This window comes from Streptomyces zagrosensis, from assembly GCF_014203645.1.
Classification (GTDB): Bacteria; Actinomycetota; Actinomycetes; order Streptomycetales; family Streptomycetaceae; genus Streptomyces; species Streptomyces zagrosensis.
Map to the genome: position 1 here is coordinate 409,334 of NZ_JACHJL010000002.1, position 16,623 is coordinate 425,956.

9 protein-coding genes, 1 tRNA gene and 2 pseudogenes are annotated in these 16,623 nt (G+C 68.6%); 5 read left to right on the forward strand and 7 right to left on the reverse strand.

Annotation, left to right across the window (positions count from 1 at the left end; translation table 11 throughout):
- Window positions 1-294 precede the first annotated feature (294 nt).
- Both FHS42_RS05360 and FHS42_RS05365 read right to left on the reverse strand, forming a co-directional pair.
- Window positions 295-1,194: a M56 family metallopeptidase gene (locus FHS42_RS05360; RefSeq protein ID WP_184569353.1), complete on the reverse strand. Its 900-nt coding sequence runs from the start codon at window positions 1,192-1,194 to the stop codon at window positions 295-297.
- Window positions 1,191-1,667, reverse strand: coding sequence for a BlaI/MecI/CopY family transcriptional regulator (locus tag FHS42_RS05365; protein WP_184569354.1), 477 nt, complete (start codon window positions 1,665-1,667; stop codon window positions 1,191-1,193). Before FHS42_RS05365 ends, FHS42_RS05360 begins: the two co-directional genes overlap by 4 nt.
- Before the next feature lie 176 nt (window positions 1,668-1,843).
- On the opposite strand from FHS42_RS05365, the gene FHS42_RS05370 reads away from it, so the two are divergent.
- Window positions 1,844-3,967, forward strand: a complete 2,124-nt coding sequence (locus FHS42_RS05370) for an MMPL family transporter (protein WP_246494324.1) — start codon at window positions 1,844-1,846, stop codon at window positions 3,965-3,967.
- A 133-nt stretch (window positions 3,968-4,100) separates the two neighbouring features.
- On the opposite strand, the gene FHS42_RS05375 is transcribed toward FHS42_RS05370, so the two are convergent.
- Window positions 4,101-7,172: a helix-turn-helix transcriptional regulator gene (locus tag FHS42_RS05375; protein WP_184569356.1), complete on the reverse strand. Its 3,072-nt coding sequence runs from the start codon at window positions 7,170-7,172 to the stop codon at window positions 4,101-4,103.
- 755 nt (window positions 7,173-7,927) lie between these two features.
- On the opposite strand from FHS42_RS05375, the gene FHS42_RS05380 reads away from it, so the two are divergent.
- Both FHS42_RS05380 and FHS42_RS39340 read left to right on the forward strand, forming a co-directional pair.
- Window positions 7,928-8,797, forward strand: coding sequence for a S1 family peptidase (locus FHS42_RS05380; protein ID WP_184569357.1), 870 nt, complete (start codon window positions 7,928-7,930; stop codon window positions 8,795-8,797).
- An 815-nt stretch (window positions 8,798-9,612) separates the two neighbouring features.
- Window positions 9,613-10,484: pseudogene (locus FHS42_RS39340) on the forward strand (IS630 family transposase); the annotation flags it as partial.
- Between the two features lie 149 nt (window positions 10,485-10,633).
- Here the strand turns inward: FHS42_RS39340 and FHS42_RS36600 are convergent.
- From FHS42_RS36600 to FHS42_RS05410, 4 genes are all read right to left on the reverse strand, one after another.
- Complete coding sequence (locus FHS42_RS36600) at window positions 10,634-10,978, reverse strand: hypothetical protein (protein ID WP_246494207.1); 345 nt, start codon at window positions 10,976-10,978, stop codon at window positions 10,634-10,636.
- Between the two features lie 419 nt (window positions 10,979-11,397).
- The gene (locus FHS42_RS05400; protein ID WP_184569358.1) at window positions 11,398-12,282 is read right to left on the reverse strand and encodes a DNA-processing protein DprA; all 885 of its coding nucleotides are present in this window, start codon (window positions 12,280-12,282) and stop codon (window positions 11,398-11,400) included.
- 462 nt (window positions 12,283-12,744) lie between these two features.
- A complete protein-coding gene (locus FHS42_RS05405; RefSeq protein ID WP_184569359.1) occupies window positions 12,745-13,758 on the reverse strand; it encodes a hypothetical protein in 1,014 nt (337 codons plus the stop codon).
- Between the two features lie 590 nt (window positions 13,759-14,348).
- Window positions 14,349-14,421: transfer RNA gene (locus FHS42_RS05410), tRNA-Ala, on the reverse strand.
- A 119-nt stretch (window positions 14,422-14,540) separates the two neighbouring features.
- On the opposite strand from FHS42_RS05410, the gene FHS42_RS05415 reads away from it, so the two are divergent.
- Both FHS42_RS05415 and FHS42_RS05420 read left to right on the forward strand, forming a co-directional pair.
- Window positions 14,541-15,089 carry a helix-turn-helix domain-containing protein gene (locus tag FHS42_RS05415; protein ID WP_184569360.1) on the forward strand — a complete coding sequence of 183 codons (549 nt, stop codon included), beginning with the start codon at window positions 14,541-14,543 and terminating at the stop codon, window positions 15,087-15,089.
- 84 nt (window positions 15,090-15,173) lie between these two features.
- Window positions 15,174-16,053 (forward strand): annotated as a pseudogene (locus FHS42_RS05420) (serine/threonine-protein kinase); the annotation flags it as partial.
- Window positions 16,054-16,623 lie beyond the last annotated feature (570 nt).

Genomic DNA, 16,623 nt, shown 5'->3' on the forward strand with positions numbered 1-16,623 from the left:
GCCACTCGGTGAAGCACTAGCCGAACCCTCAAGGAGACCAAGGCCATCCCCCGACTCCGGTAGGCCCCTTTGATCTACGTTTCCGTAGATCAAAGGGGTCTTGCAGCGTGGGGCGAATGCGGGAGCCACGGCTTTGGCCGGGGTGATCGCACTCGCCGACGATCTGCATCGGCGCTGCCCGGTGCGGCCCGGTGCCGCCGGGCCCGCTGACCGAGTCCTCCGCGTATGTAAGCGTTTTAGGCGTGTGTGCGCATTCTGCGCGCATGTGGGCGACTCGCCCTCGACCGCCTGGGCCTAAATCGGCAGCACGAACAGGCTGAGCGGCGTCGCCAGCAGGGTGGCGGCGACAGCGATCACGGTGATGCTCCTGGCTGCCGAGTGCGCTGGTTCGGGGGCCAGAAGTCGTGCGGTGCGGGCGGCGAGGCCGGTGTCGGCGGCGGCGAACCCGCCGGCGGGGGTGGCGAGTTTGCTGGGGTCATGGGAGAAGCGGGTCAGGGCGTCGGCGAGGTCGTGGCGCGAGCGGGTGCGACAGCAGGTGTCGTCGGCCAGCATCTCCAGCAGGAGGCGCACGGCGGTGATCACCTCGCTCAGCGCTGTGCTACGCGGTGCCAGTCGCCGCCCCGCTAGCAGCGGCAGCAAGAACAGGTCGTGCCGCTGGCGCAGGTGGGCCCGCTCGTGCGCGATGACGGCCCGGATGTGTGCGGAATCCAGCATGCCAAGGGCGCCCGTGCTGATCACGATGGAGCTGTCCCGGCCGGGCAGGCAGTAGGCCGCGGCGGCGGGGTGGTCAAGGATCTCGACGCCGGGCAGTGCGGGGTCGGCGCGGGCGACCAGCCGCAGCAGGTCCCGGTGCTTGCGGCGTTCGCGGGCCGTGGTCACGCACGTCATGGCCAAGGTGATGAGGCGGGCCGCGATGAGGAGCCCGCCAAGGGTGGCGGCGAGCAGCCCCACGGGATCGGTTGCGACCGAACCGGTGGCGATGCGCGCGAGCCCGGGCAACAGGCCCTGGTTGGCCGGTGCGAAGAGGGCGGAGAACAACAGCCCGATCAGGGAGAGTTCGAGGGTGAGGCCGATCGCCTGCCACAGGGCGAGGGCAGTGCGGGGCATGCGCTGCACCCAGCGGGCGCGAGCCAGCGGACGCACTGCCGTGATGCAGCAGACGATCAGGACGGCGAAGTGCAGCAGATGGCTCATGATGTGGGCCGGTCCTGACCGGTGTCTCCGCTCTGGCTGCCCTCGTCCGCGTCATCGGCACCGCCCGCGTTATCGGCACCGCCCGCATCGACGGCACCGCTCGCATCGACGGCATCGCCCGCACCGTCCGCGGTGGCGAGTGCGGAGCGCAACGCGTCGGCCTCCGGCCCGGTCATCGCGTGGGCGAAGTGGACGAGGACGGCTTCTCGGTCGGGGGCCCGCCCCAGCGCGTCGATCATGAGGCTGCTGACGTAGGACTCGCGGCTGGCTGCTGGCGCGTAACGCCAAGAACGGCCCGCACGCTCGCGGCGGGCGAGTCCTTTGTGCGTGAGCCGGTCAAGGACGGTGATGACCGTCGTGTGCGCGAGCTTCTCCTCGGGCAAGGCGGCCAGGACTTCTTTGGCACTGCGGGGTTCTCGGGACTCCCACAGCACGTCCATGACGGCGCGTTCCAGTTCGCCTGAGCGGCGCATGGGGGTCCTTTCCGACCTGCCGCGGCCCGACCGTGCCAGGTAGCGGGCGACGGGCCACGGGTGGCGTGTGCGGCCTCATTCTACCTGACGTAGAACACTTCGCGCGGGGCCTGGTACGGTGCCCGTCACATTGCTCTACGCGACGTAGAACAACCAAGGGATGGGTCGTGACTGACATGCTGAGCCGCCTTGCCCGCGCCTGCCACCGGCGCCGATGGGCCACCCTCATCACCTGGGTACTGGCCTCCCTGATCCTGGTCAGTGCCGGCGGCATGGCCAAGCCCGAGTTCGACGCGGAGTACGCCCTGCCGGACACCGACTCCCAGAGCGCGTACTCCCTTCTGGAGAAGCACTTTCCCGAACAGGCCACGGGCCGCGGCGAGATAGTGCTGCACGCCCCGAAGGGCCTGGCCGACCCCCAGGTGCGGGCGGATGCTGACAAGGTGCTTGCGGCTGCCCGGCAGGCGGGTCCCGCCGTGCAGAACGTCATCCCTTACGACGACACCCGCCGGGGCGGACGCGTCAACGCCGATGCCACCACCGGTGTCGCGACCCTGGTCTTCGCCGCACCACGCACCGAGGTGCCGAAGGACGACGCCAAGGACATTGCGCAGCGCTTGACGGCGCTGAGCACCAGCAGGCTCCAAGTAGAGCTGTCCGGCTCGATGTTCGCCCCGGTGCCGAGCACCGGCCTGAGCGAGACCGTCGGCCTGGCCGCCGCCGTCGTGCTCCTCCTGCTGCTTTTCGGCTCACTTGCCCTGGCCGGGCTGCCGATCGTGGTCGCGCTGGTCGGACTCTTCACCAGCATGGGTCTTGTCATGCTCCTCTCGAAGATCATGACTGTGCCCAGCTTCAGCATGTCCGTGGCCATCATGATCGTCCTGGGGGTGGGAGTGGACTACGCCCTCTTCATCGCCACCCGCTACCGCTCCGCACGCCAGGACGGGCAGCCGCCCGCCGAGGCCGTCTCCACGGCAGCGACCACCTCTGGGCGAGCCGTGCTGTTCGCCGGCACCACAGTGATCGTGTCGCTGGGCGGCATGCTGTTCATGGGCATCCCCTTCATCTACGGCCTCGCCGCCAGCTGCGCGCTCGGCGTACTGGCCACCCTCGCCCTCGCCCTGACCCTCGTACCGGCGCTACTCGGTCTATGCGACCGGTGGCTCACACGGCCCGGCCGCCTGGAGCGGCGCACACCGCGTACGACCCTGTCGCCCTCCGGCGTGCTCACCCGGCACGCCGGCAAGATCGCCTGCGCCGGAGTCGCCGTCCTGCTCGTGCTGTGTGCCCCCGCCCTGTCGATGCGCCTGGGCGCGGCAGACGCCAAGAACGCCGCCACATCGGAGACCACGCGCCGCGCCCACGACCTCAAGCAGCAGGCGTTCGGCACCGGTTCGACCGCCCCGCTGTCCGTCGTCGCCGACCTGCGCGGTACCGACCCCGATGAACTGGACAGCCTGACGGACCGGCTACGCCGGACTTCCGGAATACACCAGGTCACCCCGCCCGCCGTAAGCCGTGACGGCAAGGCCGCACTGGTCACCGTCATCCCCACGACTGCGGCTCAGGACGCGGCGACGCCACGACTCGTCAGCACCCTGCGCGCGCAGGTGCTCCCGCGAGCCACCGCCGGCACACCACTGCGCCTGCACGTCGGCGGACTGACCGCCACGTCCGTCGATCTCACCGAGCGCATGGCCGACAAGCTCCTCGTCTTCGTCCTGGCCGTCGTCGTCATTTCGCTGATCCTGCTCACGGCGATGTTCCGTTCCCTGCTCGTCCCCCTTCAGGCCGTCGCGCTGACACTGCTCGCGCTCGGCGCGTCGTACGGACTGCTCACGGCCGTCTTCCAGTGGGGCTGGGGCGCTGGCCTCATCGGGGTGGGGAGCACCGGCCCGCTGGAGAGTTATATGCCGATGACCCTGATGGCGCTGCTGTTCGGCCTGAGCATGGACTACCAGGTATTCGTCCTCTCCCGCGTCCGAGAGGCGTACGACCACGGACACGACGCTCGCGAGGCCGTCGCCAAGGGCGTGCGCTCCTCCGGGCGGGTCGTCCTCGCCGCAGCCCTCATCATGGCGGCGGTCTTCGCGGCCTTCGTCCTGTCGCCCGACCGCATCATGAAGCAGTTCGGCCTGGGCCTGGCCGCCGCTGTCATGGTCGAGGCGTTCTTGGTCCTTGTGGTCACCCCGGTGCTCCTGACCAAGCTCGGCGCCCGCGCCTGGTCCCCCCTCGGCCGGCACGTACATCGCACGCTTGCCACCGCGGCTGCCAGTGCGGATGCGACCAGCACGCCATAGTCGGCGCGCACCTCAGCGATATCGCACCCCGCGGCACACGGAACACGGCACACGCCTGCACGCTGAGGCCGCCGCTGCCGCACGGCCCGGACCGCCACTGCCGCACGGCCCGGGCCGATCCGGGCCATGGGCGCTAGCCGTCTGCGAGCACCTCGCTTCGGGAGGTGACGTTCAGTTTTTGCAGGACCTTCGCCACGTGCTGTTCCACCGTTCGCGGCGACAAGAACAACACATCCGCGATCTCCCGGTTCGTATGCCCGATGGCCACGAGACGGGCCACCTCCTTCTCGCGCGGCGAGAGTCGGTCGCCGTACCCACGCCGACCGCGTCGCGAAGGGATGATGACACCGTTATCACGTAGCACCCGACGACAACGGGCCGCATCCCGCGTCGCGCCCAGCGCGGCGAATCGCTCGGCGAGTTCGGTCAGCTCCGTCGCCAGCTGCGCCCCGGATTTTCCCACCGCGTAGCGGGCATCACCGAGGCCAGCCATACCGCCCAGGTCGGCGCTGCCGCCAACGGCGCCCGTAGCGAGACGGCAGCGCAGGGCCGCTTCGGCCGTACGAGCTGCCAAATACGGTGAGGGCAGAGCGGCGTACCGGGCACTCGCCGTCTCGAAAGCCGCGATGGCCGCAGCCCGACGGCCCTGTGCGTAGGCCACCGTCCCGCGGCAGGCGTCCAGCGCGGCGGCGGCCAGCGGCGCATCGCAGCAGGCGATCCCCGCGGCGTACTCCGCGACCAGGGCTTCCGCCTCCGCTACCCGTCCGCAGCGCACGAGCACGGCCACCGCCATCGGCATCAGCTCCGCGCCCCACACCCACATCCCCTTGCGCCGGACCCTGGCGATGGCCCGCTCCGCCTCCGCGCGGGCCGACTCCATCTCGCCGCGGGCCATCCGCACCCGGATCACCGCCCCCGCGGCGGCAGGCAGGATGGAGGCCCGGGTGTTGGCCGGGTCACTGAGTGCGGCGGCTTCGAGTGCGTCGGTGGCCGCGTCCCACTCACCGCGTGCGATGGCGAGCAACCCGAGGACCAGTTGCGCGTCGGCCGCGGTGCCGGAGATGCCCTGCACCATAGCGAGCACCTGGCGCGATCTCTCAGCCAAACCCCGCCAGTTACCGATACTCCACTCCAGCCGCAGCGAGGTGCCATCGATGACCCCCTGGAGGAACGGCGCCCTGCACTCGGCGGCATACCGCTGCCCTTCACGCCGGAACCGTTGCGCCGCCGCGTAGTGGCCGAGCCAGGTGGTGGCCTCGGCCAGATTGCCGTACAGCCGGGCGAGTTGCAGGCACTCACCGGGCGACTGCCCGGTGCTCGTCAGTTCCTGTGCCTCGGCCCAGGCCGTGGGGTTGCCCGCCATCATGCGCAAGACGACACGATTACCGCGTACAGCCAGCCGCAGGGCCGGGTCCGACTGGTCCGTGACAAGTTCCTCGGCGCGGTCGAGCCACTGCTGGTACACCCCGTACGGGTGCTCGCCGCAGCTCGCTATGCCCAGCGCGGCCATGGCCCGGGCGGCGAGCGCGGGGGAGTCGCGCAGTTCCTCGACCGCGATCTCGGTGTACAGCCGGCCCTGCTCGTACTGCCCGGCCTGGTTTCTGAGCAGCCTCCCGAGGTTGAGCCGGATCTCACCGCGTACGACATCGGGGAGATCACCGTCGCGCACGATGCCGTGTAGCAGCTCAGCGGCCCTGCGGTAGGAGTGGCCCAACACCGCGGTGTGGCTGAGCTGGACGGCGAATCTGGCCCGGTCGCCGGTACGTAGCCGTGGGTCGGACAGCAGGCCCTCCAGTATCTCCACGGCGACGGCGGTGTCGCCGAGCCTCCTGGCGGCGTCGATTGCCGCCTCGCTGTACCGCAGCCAGGCGTCGAGGCCGCCGACCTGCCGCGCGTGGTAGGCGAGTTGAACCAGCGGTGGCGGCTCGGCGTGGATGAGCGCGGCCAGCACTCGTCGGTGCAGTCGGCGTCGGTCCAGACTCGGCAACAAATCGTAGGCCGCCTGCTGGGCGAGGGAGTGCCGAAAGCCGTAGCGGTCACCACCGAAGTCGTAGAGCACGCCCGCAAGCAACGCTTCCCTGATGCCGCTGCCCGCATCGACACCGATCGGGAGCCAGGACGCGCGGGCGTGCGCGCCGTCGCGCACCCCGTGCCCGGGCGGGGCGCCGGGTGCGTCCCGGCGCGCGCCCGCCGGGCGGGCGCCTGCGAAGGGCCGGGGCTCATCGGCTCCGGCGAACCCGGGTTCGTCGCTTGCCACGGTGGCGATCAGGTCCTCCGTAGCGGGGACGCGCAGCACGGCCGCCGCACGCACCACGGCCATGGCATCCGTAGAAAACGCCGCCATCTGGTCCGCCATCGCCTCGCGCAGCAGCCTGGGCACCTCCATCGCGTCAAGTGTCTCCCGCTCTGCGCCCCAGCCCACTGGCAGACCGCTGACGATGAGCGCGCGGACGACCTCTTCCAGGACGAACGGGATGCCTGCGGTGCGTTCGTGGAGCTCGGCGGCGAGATCGGCGGGTACGGCATCGGTCCCGGCGATGGCGGCGGTGAGGCAGCGTACGGCCGGCACGTCCAGGGGTTTGAGCGGTATCAGGGCGGAGGTGATGCCGGGCGGGTGCCGGTAGGCGCGGCCCAACTGTAGCCCGGCGCCCACAAGGTCCTCGCGGCGGTAACTGAGCACCGTGGACACCCCGGCGGGCGGATCGTCAACGAGGTAGCTGACCAGGTCGCGGGTGCCGTCGTCAGCCCAGTGCAGGTCCTCCACGACCACAACGACCTGGCCGAGTGATGCGAGCAGCGCGCGCACGGCGCGAAAGAGCCGGTGCCGGCGGGCCTGGTGGTCATGAAGCGTCTCCGGCGCGGGCGGCAACGCATCGGCCAGCTCCGGCAGATAGGGCCGCAGCGCCCCGCACACGGGGTTGAGCTTGTAGGGCAGCTGGCCTTCGAGTTGCCGCAGCAGATCGAAGAACGGGCCGTAAGGGAACGGTTCGCGCAGTGGTTGGCAGGTGCTGAGCACAACGCGGCGGCCCTGTACGGACGGGTGCTGCAACGCCTCCCGGATCAGCCGGGTCTTGCCGATCCCGGCCTCTCCTTCGACGAAGGCGACCGAGGGTGGATGGTTGATGGCGTCGAGCAGTGCATGCAGTTCGCCGGCGCGACCGACGAGGACCGGGGCCCCCGAACGGTGAAAAAGTGGACTGGTCATGGGGGACTCCGTGCCCGAGGGAAGACCGAGGCCGTGGTCCGCGATGACAGGCGGGCACCGACGCGCCCGGCTTGGCCGTCTTGCTCCGGCCGGGCGTCTGTGGACACCGCACCGATATTCCGGTCATCACCGGTCTGCTGTCACTTCCGGCTCTCCCGTAACCAGTTGGCCACCGCGGTAACGCGAAGCTACTCACCGCAGGCCGCCGGGGCAAGAGGGAGACACGCCACGACCAGCCGCCATCCGGTACGGCCGGACCTGGGGCCGTACCTGCGGCCGTACCTGGGGCCGTCCCTGCGGCCGGGGCATGGTCGGGCGCGGTTCGAGCGCGGCTGATTCGGCGTGACACGGTCCCGGTTCCGAATCGAACTCTCGGGCGTGACCGTGTCGCTGGTCCGGGGGGAGAGGTCAACGCCTCCTTCGGGCCGCGTACCTGACGCATACGGCTACGGATGAAAACACGGATTGCTGCCCTTTGAGTACGGCCTCTACGGTCCTCTCATCCCCCCAACACGACATGCACCCGACAAAAAGTACCTGGTGAAGGGGCGAGCCCGGGCGCCCCGGAACCGAAACCAGGCGCCCGAGCCCGCACCGTACGGGAACTTCCCGGCACCGCCTCCAGCACGCAACAAGCGTCGCGACGGAACGACACACCGCCGCGGCGTGGCCACGGAGACGGGGCACAACGGGTGCTATCGGCCAGTTGGAGGGCGCCCGCCCCATGACGGGCTTCTCCTGAGAAAGGGAACAGCATGAGCGGAAACAACCGGCTAGCCAAAACGGCCAGCCTTGCAGTCGCGGCCCTCGCATTGGCGCCACTGTTCGCCGGAGGCGCTCAGGCGGCGGCCGGTGACACCGCCCCCCGCACACAGGCCGTCAACCCGACCAACACGGCGCCCGCGCCCGATGGCACGCAGACCAGGATCATCGGCGGCCAGCCCACCACGGTTGCCGCGTATCCCTACATCATCGCCGCGCTGCGCGAGGGCGGGCCGCGCCCGCTAGGTCAGACGTGCACGGGATCGGTGATCGGCCCGAAGACGATCCTGATCGCCGCGCACTGCAAGAACGGCGAGGGCACCAAGTCCTTCTTCTACGGAGTCGACGACCTCACCAAGCCGGAAGGAGGCGTGAAGATCGACGTCGCGTCCTACACCCAGCACCCCAAGTACTCGTCACCGGACGGCCGACCGACCGGTTACGACGTGGCTGTCGTCAAGACCAAGCAGACGATTCCGGTCAAGGGAGGCCAGTACGCCAAGTTCGCCACGTCGGCCGACAGCGCCCTGTCCAAGCCGGGCAAGACCGGCACCGCGATCGGCTATGGCCGCGTACGCGTCAATGAGAACCAGTACGGGCATCTGAAGAAGGCCAGCCTGCCGATCGTGGACGGACGCAACACCTGCGGTCGCTTCGGCACCTTCCAAGACTCGGTCATGGTCTGCGCCGGGTACGCCGATGGCCACGACGGCATCTGCCAGGGCGACAGCGGCGGCCCGCTGGTCGTGGATGGCGTCGTGGTCGGTGTCGCCTCGTGGGTGAAGACCGGCTGCACGAGCTACGGCGCATGGGGACGGCTCACCAACGAGATGGGCGACTGGGTCAAGACCCAGGCGTCCTAGGACAAGCCCAGCGCTCCCCGCAACCGCATTCGCCACCTCGTGCTCCCGACCACCGCCACCAAGACGGTGCTGGCGGGCAAGCCGGCCGGCTAGCCACCGGTGGCGAAGCTCCCGACCCGCTGGTACGACGCGGGCGGCTCCCACGCCTCAGCAGTCCACCGGCAAGGACCGGGGCACCGCCTCGCACGCCCAACAGCCCGGCGACGGCAGCACCGGCAACGGCGTGAGCACGAAGAACACCGGTCCGCCGGGCCAGAAGAAGTAACCGGCGAAGCCGACAGCCACCACACGAGAAGGGAACGCGGGCACCACCTCACGACAGATCCAGCGCCAGACCCCCCGGCAACCGCGCCTTGTGCGCCACCAGTTGACCCCACAGTTACAGCGCACGGTGCGGGGCCCTCCCTAGGGGTCCCGCACACGCGCATGCCCGACACAGCAGCAGTCGGCGTTCCACGCTCCGGCCGCGCATACCCGAAGCCTGACCGGTGAAGGCCACCCCGCAAACCCCGAAGCCCCCGCCCGAGAGAGCGCTCAATGCGTCACTGCCCGGCATCGCGGCCTCGGGTCTGCCCCTGGGACCGCTCAGATGCCGTAGCGCGGAAGAACACCGGTATCGATGGGAGACGGCAGCGGAGCGAACAGGTCGATCGTCTCCCCGTACACGCCATCGACCCGACCGTGGTACTCGCCGTCCTTCGGCCGGGTGTGCAGGGCCCAACGGCCGGTGCGGGGATCGAGGATCAGCAGGGCAGCAACTCCGGCGCGGGCGTACCAGCCGTTCTTGTCCGTGACGTCCTTCGCCTTCTCCGATCTCGGTGCAGCGGTGGCGGCGGATGTGGGATGAGGGCGGTCCGCGGGCTCTGCGGTCGCAGGGGCCGGCCTCGTTGCCGAGGCTGAGCGAGAAGCAGTTCGCCCAGCTGGAGGCGGAGCTGGCGAAGGGGCCCGCTGCGCACGGCTGGGAGGACCAACGCTGAACCCTGAGCCGTGTGAAAGCGGTGATCGGCCGGCGCTTCCACCTGGCCTACACGATCCAGGGCGTGCGCACGCTTTTAGTGCGAAACGGCTGGTCCTGCCAGATCCCGGCCCGACGAGCTATCGAACGGGATGACGAGGCGGTCGCCGGGTGGGTCAAAGAGGTATGGCCCTGCGCGGAAGACTCGCGGCGGCCCGTGGAGCCTGGCTCGTCTTCGAGGACGAAGCCGGCTTCTCCATGACGCCGCCGCAGGCGAAGACCTGGTCCCAGCGCGGCCGGACACCGGTCGTGCGGGTCCGAGGCCGCTCCCGCAGACGCATATCCATCGCGGCTCTGACCTGCTACAAACCCGGCCACTGCTCCAGGATAATCTACCGGCCACGCCGAGACGACGGCCGCCGCGACGGACGCAAGAGTTTCCTCTGGCGCGACTACCGGGACCTGCTGATCGCCGCCCACCAACAGCTCGGCGGCCCGATCGTGCTCATCTGGGACAACCTCAACGTCCACAAATCCGCCGGTCTGCGAGAGTTCGCCGCCTCCCGGGACTGGCGCACCATCTACTACCTGCCGCCCTACGCACCCGACCTCAACCCTGTCGAGGGGATCTGGTCCCTCCTACGACGCGGCTGGCTCTCCAACGTCGCCTTCAGCACTCCCGAACACCTCATCCAGCGCATCCGACACGGCCTACGGCACATCCGGGCACGACTTCTAGTCGGCCATGTCCCCATCTCCCCCACGCCACAATTCCCCGGAGCCCAGACCCTACCTGCGGCCACCTCGGCAGCTGCCTTCTTTGCCGACTCCCATCGAGCTCACGAGCATCTCGTCCTACGGCTCACGGGAGAACACGCTCCTCATCCATGTGCCCCTCGCCGCAGCACGCAGACGCCCCAGGAGAACCGACGCAGTCGCGCCTGTTCGACGTGAGAGGCGGTGTCGCCATAGTCCACGTTGAGGTGGCGGCCGAGTACGACGATGGCCACGCAGCCCGCCCCGGCTGCCTTTAGCGCGGCGGATGCGGACTGGGCATGATTGCCGGTGGTCCAGGTGTCATCGATGAGCAGAATGTTGTCACCCCACAGGCCGGCTGAGGTGTACCGGGCGGGCGAGACTGCACGGCCAAGGGTCGCCGCTTCCGGGGCTGCCGTGAGCAGGTCTCGGTAGCGAGCACGAGTAGGGCCGACTATCTCGGCCGCCATGTCGCGTAACGGATGAGCACTGCGCCCACTGGGTGCTGGGAACGGTGGTGACGGTGTCGAAGTGTGGAACGGCGCAGCTGGCACTGATGCAGGCTTCATGTGCGGCGAGAAAACGCCACAATACGGCTGCCAATCCCATGCGGAAGTACTGTTGCTGCGGGCCCTGGGCGTTCTTGTACCGCCATAGCTCGTTGGCGTATTGCTCCCTCTTGAGGGCCAGGCTGATCGGAACCACCGTGTCCGCTGCGCCGGTGCCGAAAACCATGGCGGCCTGCTGACAGGGCCAACAGGTGGGGTATCCAGCGTTCGCCGGGCCTCGGCACGTCTGGCATACGCCTGGACCGGCCACCAAAGGGTGGACGAGGAAGTTGGCATACCTGGCGGACAGCCCAACGACGGATGCCACCCGCAGCCGCCCTCTACGCCCAGGTGAGCTCGCCCGTGACCGGGACGAGGGAGTCGAGTTCGGTGAAGACGTCGTCGGGGCCGTCGATGATGGTGGTATTCGGCCGGGACGCGTACTCTCGCGCCCACTCGTGCGTCATAAGAGATCGCATGAGGAAGACTCTTCGGCCGTGCTCCAGCGCAAGTCGGACCTGCATGCGGGCCCCGCTGCGGTAGGCAGCCTCCACAACGACAGTCGCCAGGCTGTAGCCACTCATCACCGCGTTGCGCAGGGGGAATGACGCCTTTGAGGGAGGCGAATCCGGCCAAAACTGGGAAAGTAGTAGCCCCCGCTCGGCGATCTCCTGCTGCAGCCGGGCATTTTGCGCAGGGTAGGAGCGTCGGAGACCGGTACCGATGACTCCTACGGTTCGGCCACCGACAGCAAGCGCGGTGCCGTGTGCTGCGGTGTCGATTCCCGCAGCCAGGCCGCTTACCACGGTGACACCACGCTCCGCAAGTCCGCCAGCGATTGCGCGCGCGTGCGCTACGCCCTCCGGCGTCGGAGTACGGGTGCCCACCACAGCAACCCGCAGATCGTCCTCAACGGATGCACCGCGCAGAAAGAGAAAGGGCGGGCGCTGGTGGACCAAACGCAGATAGAGCGGGTAGTCCTCATCAAGGATGGTGACCAACCGCATGCCCTCACGTTCCCAGGCCGCGATTTCAGCAATGCCCGCGTCCAGGTCTGCGGGCGGCTGGGTATCGAAGAGAGAACCCTGCCCCGTGGTGTCCAGCACATCCTCGAGCACGGTGCGAGCGCTGCCTACGACTTCAACCTGGTCCGTGATCTCGGACCAGGAGCGGTCCCCACGCCGCAGCAGTGCGACGAGTGCGGCTCGCTCCAGTTCCTGATCCATATCTGAAGTATAGAGAGAGCCGCACCTCCGAAGAGATGCGTACGGGCAGACCCAACGCCATAACCGGCCCCTCCCCCGACTCGGCACACCTCCGACGAAGGAGCCCCACCTGGTCCCAGGAGATCCGCATGAGAGCAAACCTGCACCGCAACTCAGAAGGTCCAGCCCCGTTCCCATCGTTTCCAGTCCGGCTAGATCGCCATACAAACAGGTCAGGCGGGGTTGTTCTCAGGCTCGGGGCGGGGCAGTATGTCCAGGTTGAGGGTGTAGGTCCGCCCGGCGGCCAGCTCGATGAGAAACCCGTTGCAAGTGCACCCACTCACCCGATACCGCTTAGTGTTCCAACTCGGCACGGGCAGCAGCAGCCCCGCCTAAAGCGACGGCAGCTCCTCTCGTCAGCCCTCCTCCCCCCACGGATGCTGCCTAGCTGAGACAGCAAAGGCTGCCCCGGTGCGGACTGTCTCAAGACTCATCGGCCAGGCATGAGGTGACGATTAGGCTCGTCCCCTTCAGCGGGCTCCCCACGGTCGTCTGAGCCCACTCCGTGAGTACCACCGGCTCCGCAGAGACCCTGGACAACAACTGGGCGACGTCTTCGGCACTCGGAGTCGCGGGCAGTACGCACCGGAGGAGGTGTTTACCGGTGGCGCTGCTGTACTCCTCCTCCCCCTTCTCCTGAGGATCATCGGGCACCCACCGGCACACATCGACGTGCCAGGCGTCCATGCCCTCACCACCGGGATCTGGTGCGGAGACGGTCAGGAAGTGGTGATCCGCGTCGTACGGCTCAGCAAAGATCTCGGGGAACTCCAGCGAGAACATCCCGTCGTCCGCCTGCGCGGCCGACCACTGGTCGAAGGCGGTGACCAGCAGCCGCAAGTCCGAAACTGCCGCCTCCCTCTTCTCGCGGGTGATGCCTTCCTCGAGACGGTCCAATTCCTTCCTCGCTTCACGCGTCAGGAGGTGCATACCGCCGCTGTACGGAACGAACGGGAACCCGGAATCCCAGGAACGCTGGTTCTCCTCAGGCACAGGGACTGCCTCCGAGTACTCGGCGAGCGCATCGCGCAGCTCACGTTCCTCCATCTCCAGCTCCGCCTCGATCGCGATCCTGATCGGAGCGGGCGCGGCCGCGACCGCCTTGTCCAGGTCGGCCAGCGCCTGGTGAAGATCCCAGCAGACCCACTCGTACCAGAGACTGTGCGATCCGCTAAGGAGCCCAGCACGCGCCGCCCGGTCGGTGAGCGCCGCCAGATGCTCAGTGGGATAATGAGCCACCCGCCTGCCCCGCTCGTCCCAGAGGCCCAGGGGGACTGTGGCAAGGGCGGAAATCCGATTGAGCGCTTCGACGATCGGTGCTGCAAGCCCTGCAGAGCCGAGGCTCGTCACGGTGGACGACACGGCATCGTCCGCACGCCGGTAGACCGCCAGAATCTGCGTCTTCCCACGGTTCGCGTGTTGACAGTAGATAGTCATGCAAACGCCTTTCGGCCGCTGGAGCGCTGACATCCCGGCGGCAACGGAAGAGAACACGGAAAGAGGCGGTGGCGAGGGCGCGTTCCGACGCTCCATGCCTCGAAGAGATCAGCGGTGGTTCAGGTCCTATCCCGAACTCCTTACTTCTGGGCAGGTTATCCACACCACACCACACCCGACAACCCCTGAGGTGGCGGGGGCCCACAGCCTGAAGAGCGCCGCGGAGTCTCGGAGATATGCACGAGCGCCAGACGACCAGCCATCGTCCACGCTCCCTGACAAGTCGGCCCGTGCCCGGACTGTCATCAATCACCAAGTCCAGAGTCGCCAGCGGGAGACGCGAAGCGTCCTACCTCACCTAGAAGCGCACCGCCTCGATCGGCTGAGCATGATGACCACGATCAGGGCCGCACCTCAGTCCACCCGTCGGTCTTAGGGGATCAGCAGAGAGGGCACGGACACTGCCCACGCCCAAGCAGCAGCCAGCCGAAGTCAAACGTCAGCACGGCTGTGCTGACGCGTCAGCACAGAAATTGACACAAAAAGACCCCCCGACTTGCGTTTCCGCAGGTCAGAGGGGTCTCACAACGTGGAGCCTAGGAGAGTCGAACTCCTGACATCCGCCATGCAAAGACGGCGCTCTACCAACTGAGCTAAGGCCCCGTTGCCGATACAGGATACCTGTTACTTGATAGCTTTCCCGACCGGGTATCGCTCGTACGTACCGCTCTCCGTAGGATGCCACGCAAGATTCGCGGCAGCGAAGCGAAGGGGAGAGCGAGATGGACGCAGCACAGCAGGATGCCACCGCCCGCGCACGGGACCTGCAACGCAGTTGGTATGGGGAACCGCTGGGCGCTCTCTTCCGCCGTCTGATCGACGACCTCGGGCTCAACCAGGCCCGCCTCGCCGCGGTACTGGGACTCTCAGCACCGATGCTGTCGCAGCTCATGAGCGGCCAACGGGCCAAGATCGGCAACCCGGCCGTGGTCCAGCGCGTACAGGCGCTACAGGAGCTCTCCAGCCAGGTCGCAGACGGCAGGATCAGCGCGGCCGAGGCCGCCGAACGTATGGAGGAGGTCAAAAAGTCGGCCGGCGGTTCCGTTTTGAACAACACCTCGCAGACCACGGCCAGCAGCGGCGCTCCCACGGTGCGGCGCGTGGTGCGCGAGATCCAGTCGCTGCTGCGGTCGGTCGCCGCAGCAGGCGACATCATCGATGCGGCCGACGCCCTCACCCCCGCCCACCCTGAACTGGCAGAATTCCTTCGCGTGTACGGCGCGGGGCGCACCGGCGAAGCGGTCGCCCACTACGAGTCACACCAAGGTTGAGGGCCGCACCGGCCGCTCAGCCGAACTGAGCCGGGTCGGTTCGAGCCGGTTCGAGTCGATGGGTGAGCGGACGGTCGGGGCGCGATGGGTGAGATCTTCGCTGGTCGGTACGAGTTGGTCGATCCGATCGGCCGCGGCGGGGTAGGTGCGGTGTGGCGCTCTTGGGATCACCGTCGAGCGCGTTACGTCGCCGCCAAGGTGCTCCAACAAAGCGATGCCCACACGCTATTGAGGTTCGTACGCGAGCAGGCCCTGCGGATCGATCATCCGCATGTGCTGGCTCCGGCGAGTTGGGCGGCGGACGACGACAAGGTGCTGTTCACCATGGACCTGGTGCGCGGCGGCTCGCTCGCACACCTCATCGGCGACTACGGGCCGCTGCCGCCCTCCTTCGTGTGCATGCTCCTCGACCAGTTGCTCTCCGGGACGGCAGCGGTGCACGCGGAGGGCGTGGTGCACCGCGATATCAAGCCCGCCAATGTGCTGCTTGAGGCCACCGGGACGGGGCGTCCACATTTGCGGCTCTCGGATTTCGGTATCGCCATGACCAAGGGGGAGCCCCGGCTTACGGATACCAACTTCGTGGTGGGGACACCCGGTTATTTCGCGCCGGAGCAGATTCTGGGCGCGGAACCCGACTTTCCGGCGGACCTGTTTACGGTGGGTCTGGTGGCGCTGTATCTCCTCAGCGGCCATAAGCCGGACGCGGAAGCCCTCATCAAGCGCTTTATGGAACACGGTGTACCGAATGCGCCCGACGGCATTCCCGAACCACTCTGGCAGGTGATCGCAAACCTTCTCCAGCCCGACCCAGAGGCCCGTTTCCGCACGGCGACGGGCGCCCGCAAGGCACTCTTGTCGGCGGTCGAACTCCTGCCGGAACCGGAGTTCGACGACGAGGTGGTCGAGGTCTTCGACCACCTCGGCCCGCTCCCGCCCGGCTTCGGCCCCGATGGTCCAACGGCGCCAACCCCGCGCCCCCGATCGGCCCGGCTGGCCCAGCGCCCGGACCCACTCGCCCTGGCGAAGGAGTACGACGCGTACGGCGCGTACGACCGCCCGGCGCAACCCGACATGACGGACACGTACGCCACGGGCCCGTACGCCACGGGGCCGTATCCAGCCGAAGCCGCCTCACTCGGCCGGTATCCGGGCGGCTCCACGCCGGTGGCCCCGGCGGGCGGGACGGGTACGGCGGACGAACACGGGCCGACGGGTACGGGGGGCACGACGGGTACGCCAAGGGCTGACAGCCCCGGCGGCCCCACCAACCCCGGTAGCTCAGGCGGCCCCAACGGCTTTGACGGCAGGGCGGGGGCGGATTCCGGATCGGATTCCGGGGCTGGGGCTGGGGCCGGGGCGAACTCCGGCGGCCGGGAGACGGTCCCCGAGCCCGCCGCTCGGCACGCAGCTCCCCAACCGCACGCCCCTCGCCCGCCTGCCGCGCCGACCGAACACACCGCGGGCCCGTACTCCACGGGCAGCCACCCCACCGGAGCGGATGCCACGGGCACCTCCGCGACGGCCGACTCCT

Coding starts and splice junctions, on each gene's coding strand:
- FHS42_RS05375 (WP_184569356.1), bottom strand. CDS start 7,172: ATGACCAGTCCACTTTTTCACCGTTCGGGGGCCCCGGTCCTCGTCGGT.
- FHS42_RS05405 (WP_184569359.1), bottom strand. CDS start 13,758: ATGACTATCTACTGTCAACACGCGAACCGTGGGAAGACGCAGATTCTG.
- FHS42_RS05370 (WP_246494324.1), top strand. CDS start 1,844: ATGCTGAGCCGCCTTGCCCGCGCCTGCCACCGGCGCCGATGGGCCACC.
- FHS42_RS05400 (WP_184569358.1), bottom strand. CDS start 12,282: ATGGATCAGGAACTGGAGCGAGCCGCACTCGTCGCACTGCTGCGGCGT.
- FHS42_RS36600 (WP_246494207.1), bottom strand. CDS start 10,978: ATGGCGGCCGAGATAGTCGGCCCTACTCGTGCTCGCTACCGAGACCTG.
- FHS42_RS05380 (WP_184569357.1), top strand. CDS start 7,928: ATGAGCGGAAACAACCGGCTAGCCAAAACGGCCAGCCTTGCAGTCGCG.
- FHS42_RS05365 (WP_184569354.1), bottom strand. CDS start 1,667: ATGCGCCGCTCAGGCGAACTGGAACGCGCCGTCATGGACGTGCTGTGG.
- FHS42_RS05360 (WP_184569353.1), bottom strand. CDS start 1,194: ATGAGCCATCTGCTGCACTTCGCCGTCCTGATCGTCTGCTGCATCACG.
- FHS42_RS05415 (WP_184569360.1), top strand. CDS start 14,541: ATGGACGCAGCACAGCAGGATGCCACCGCCCGCGCACGGGACCTGCAA.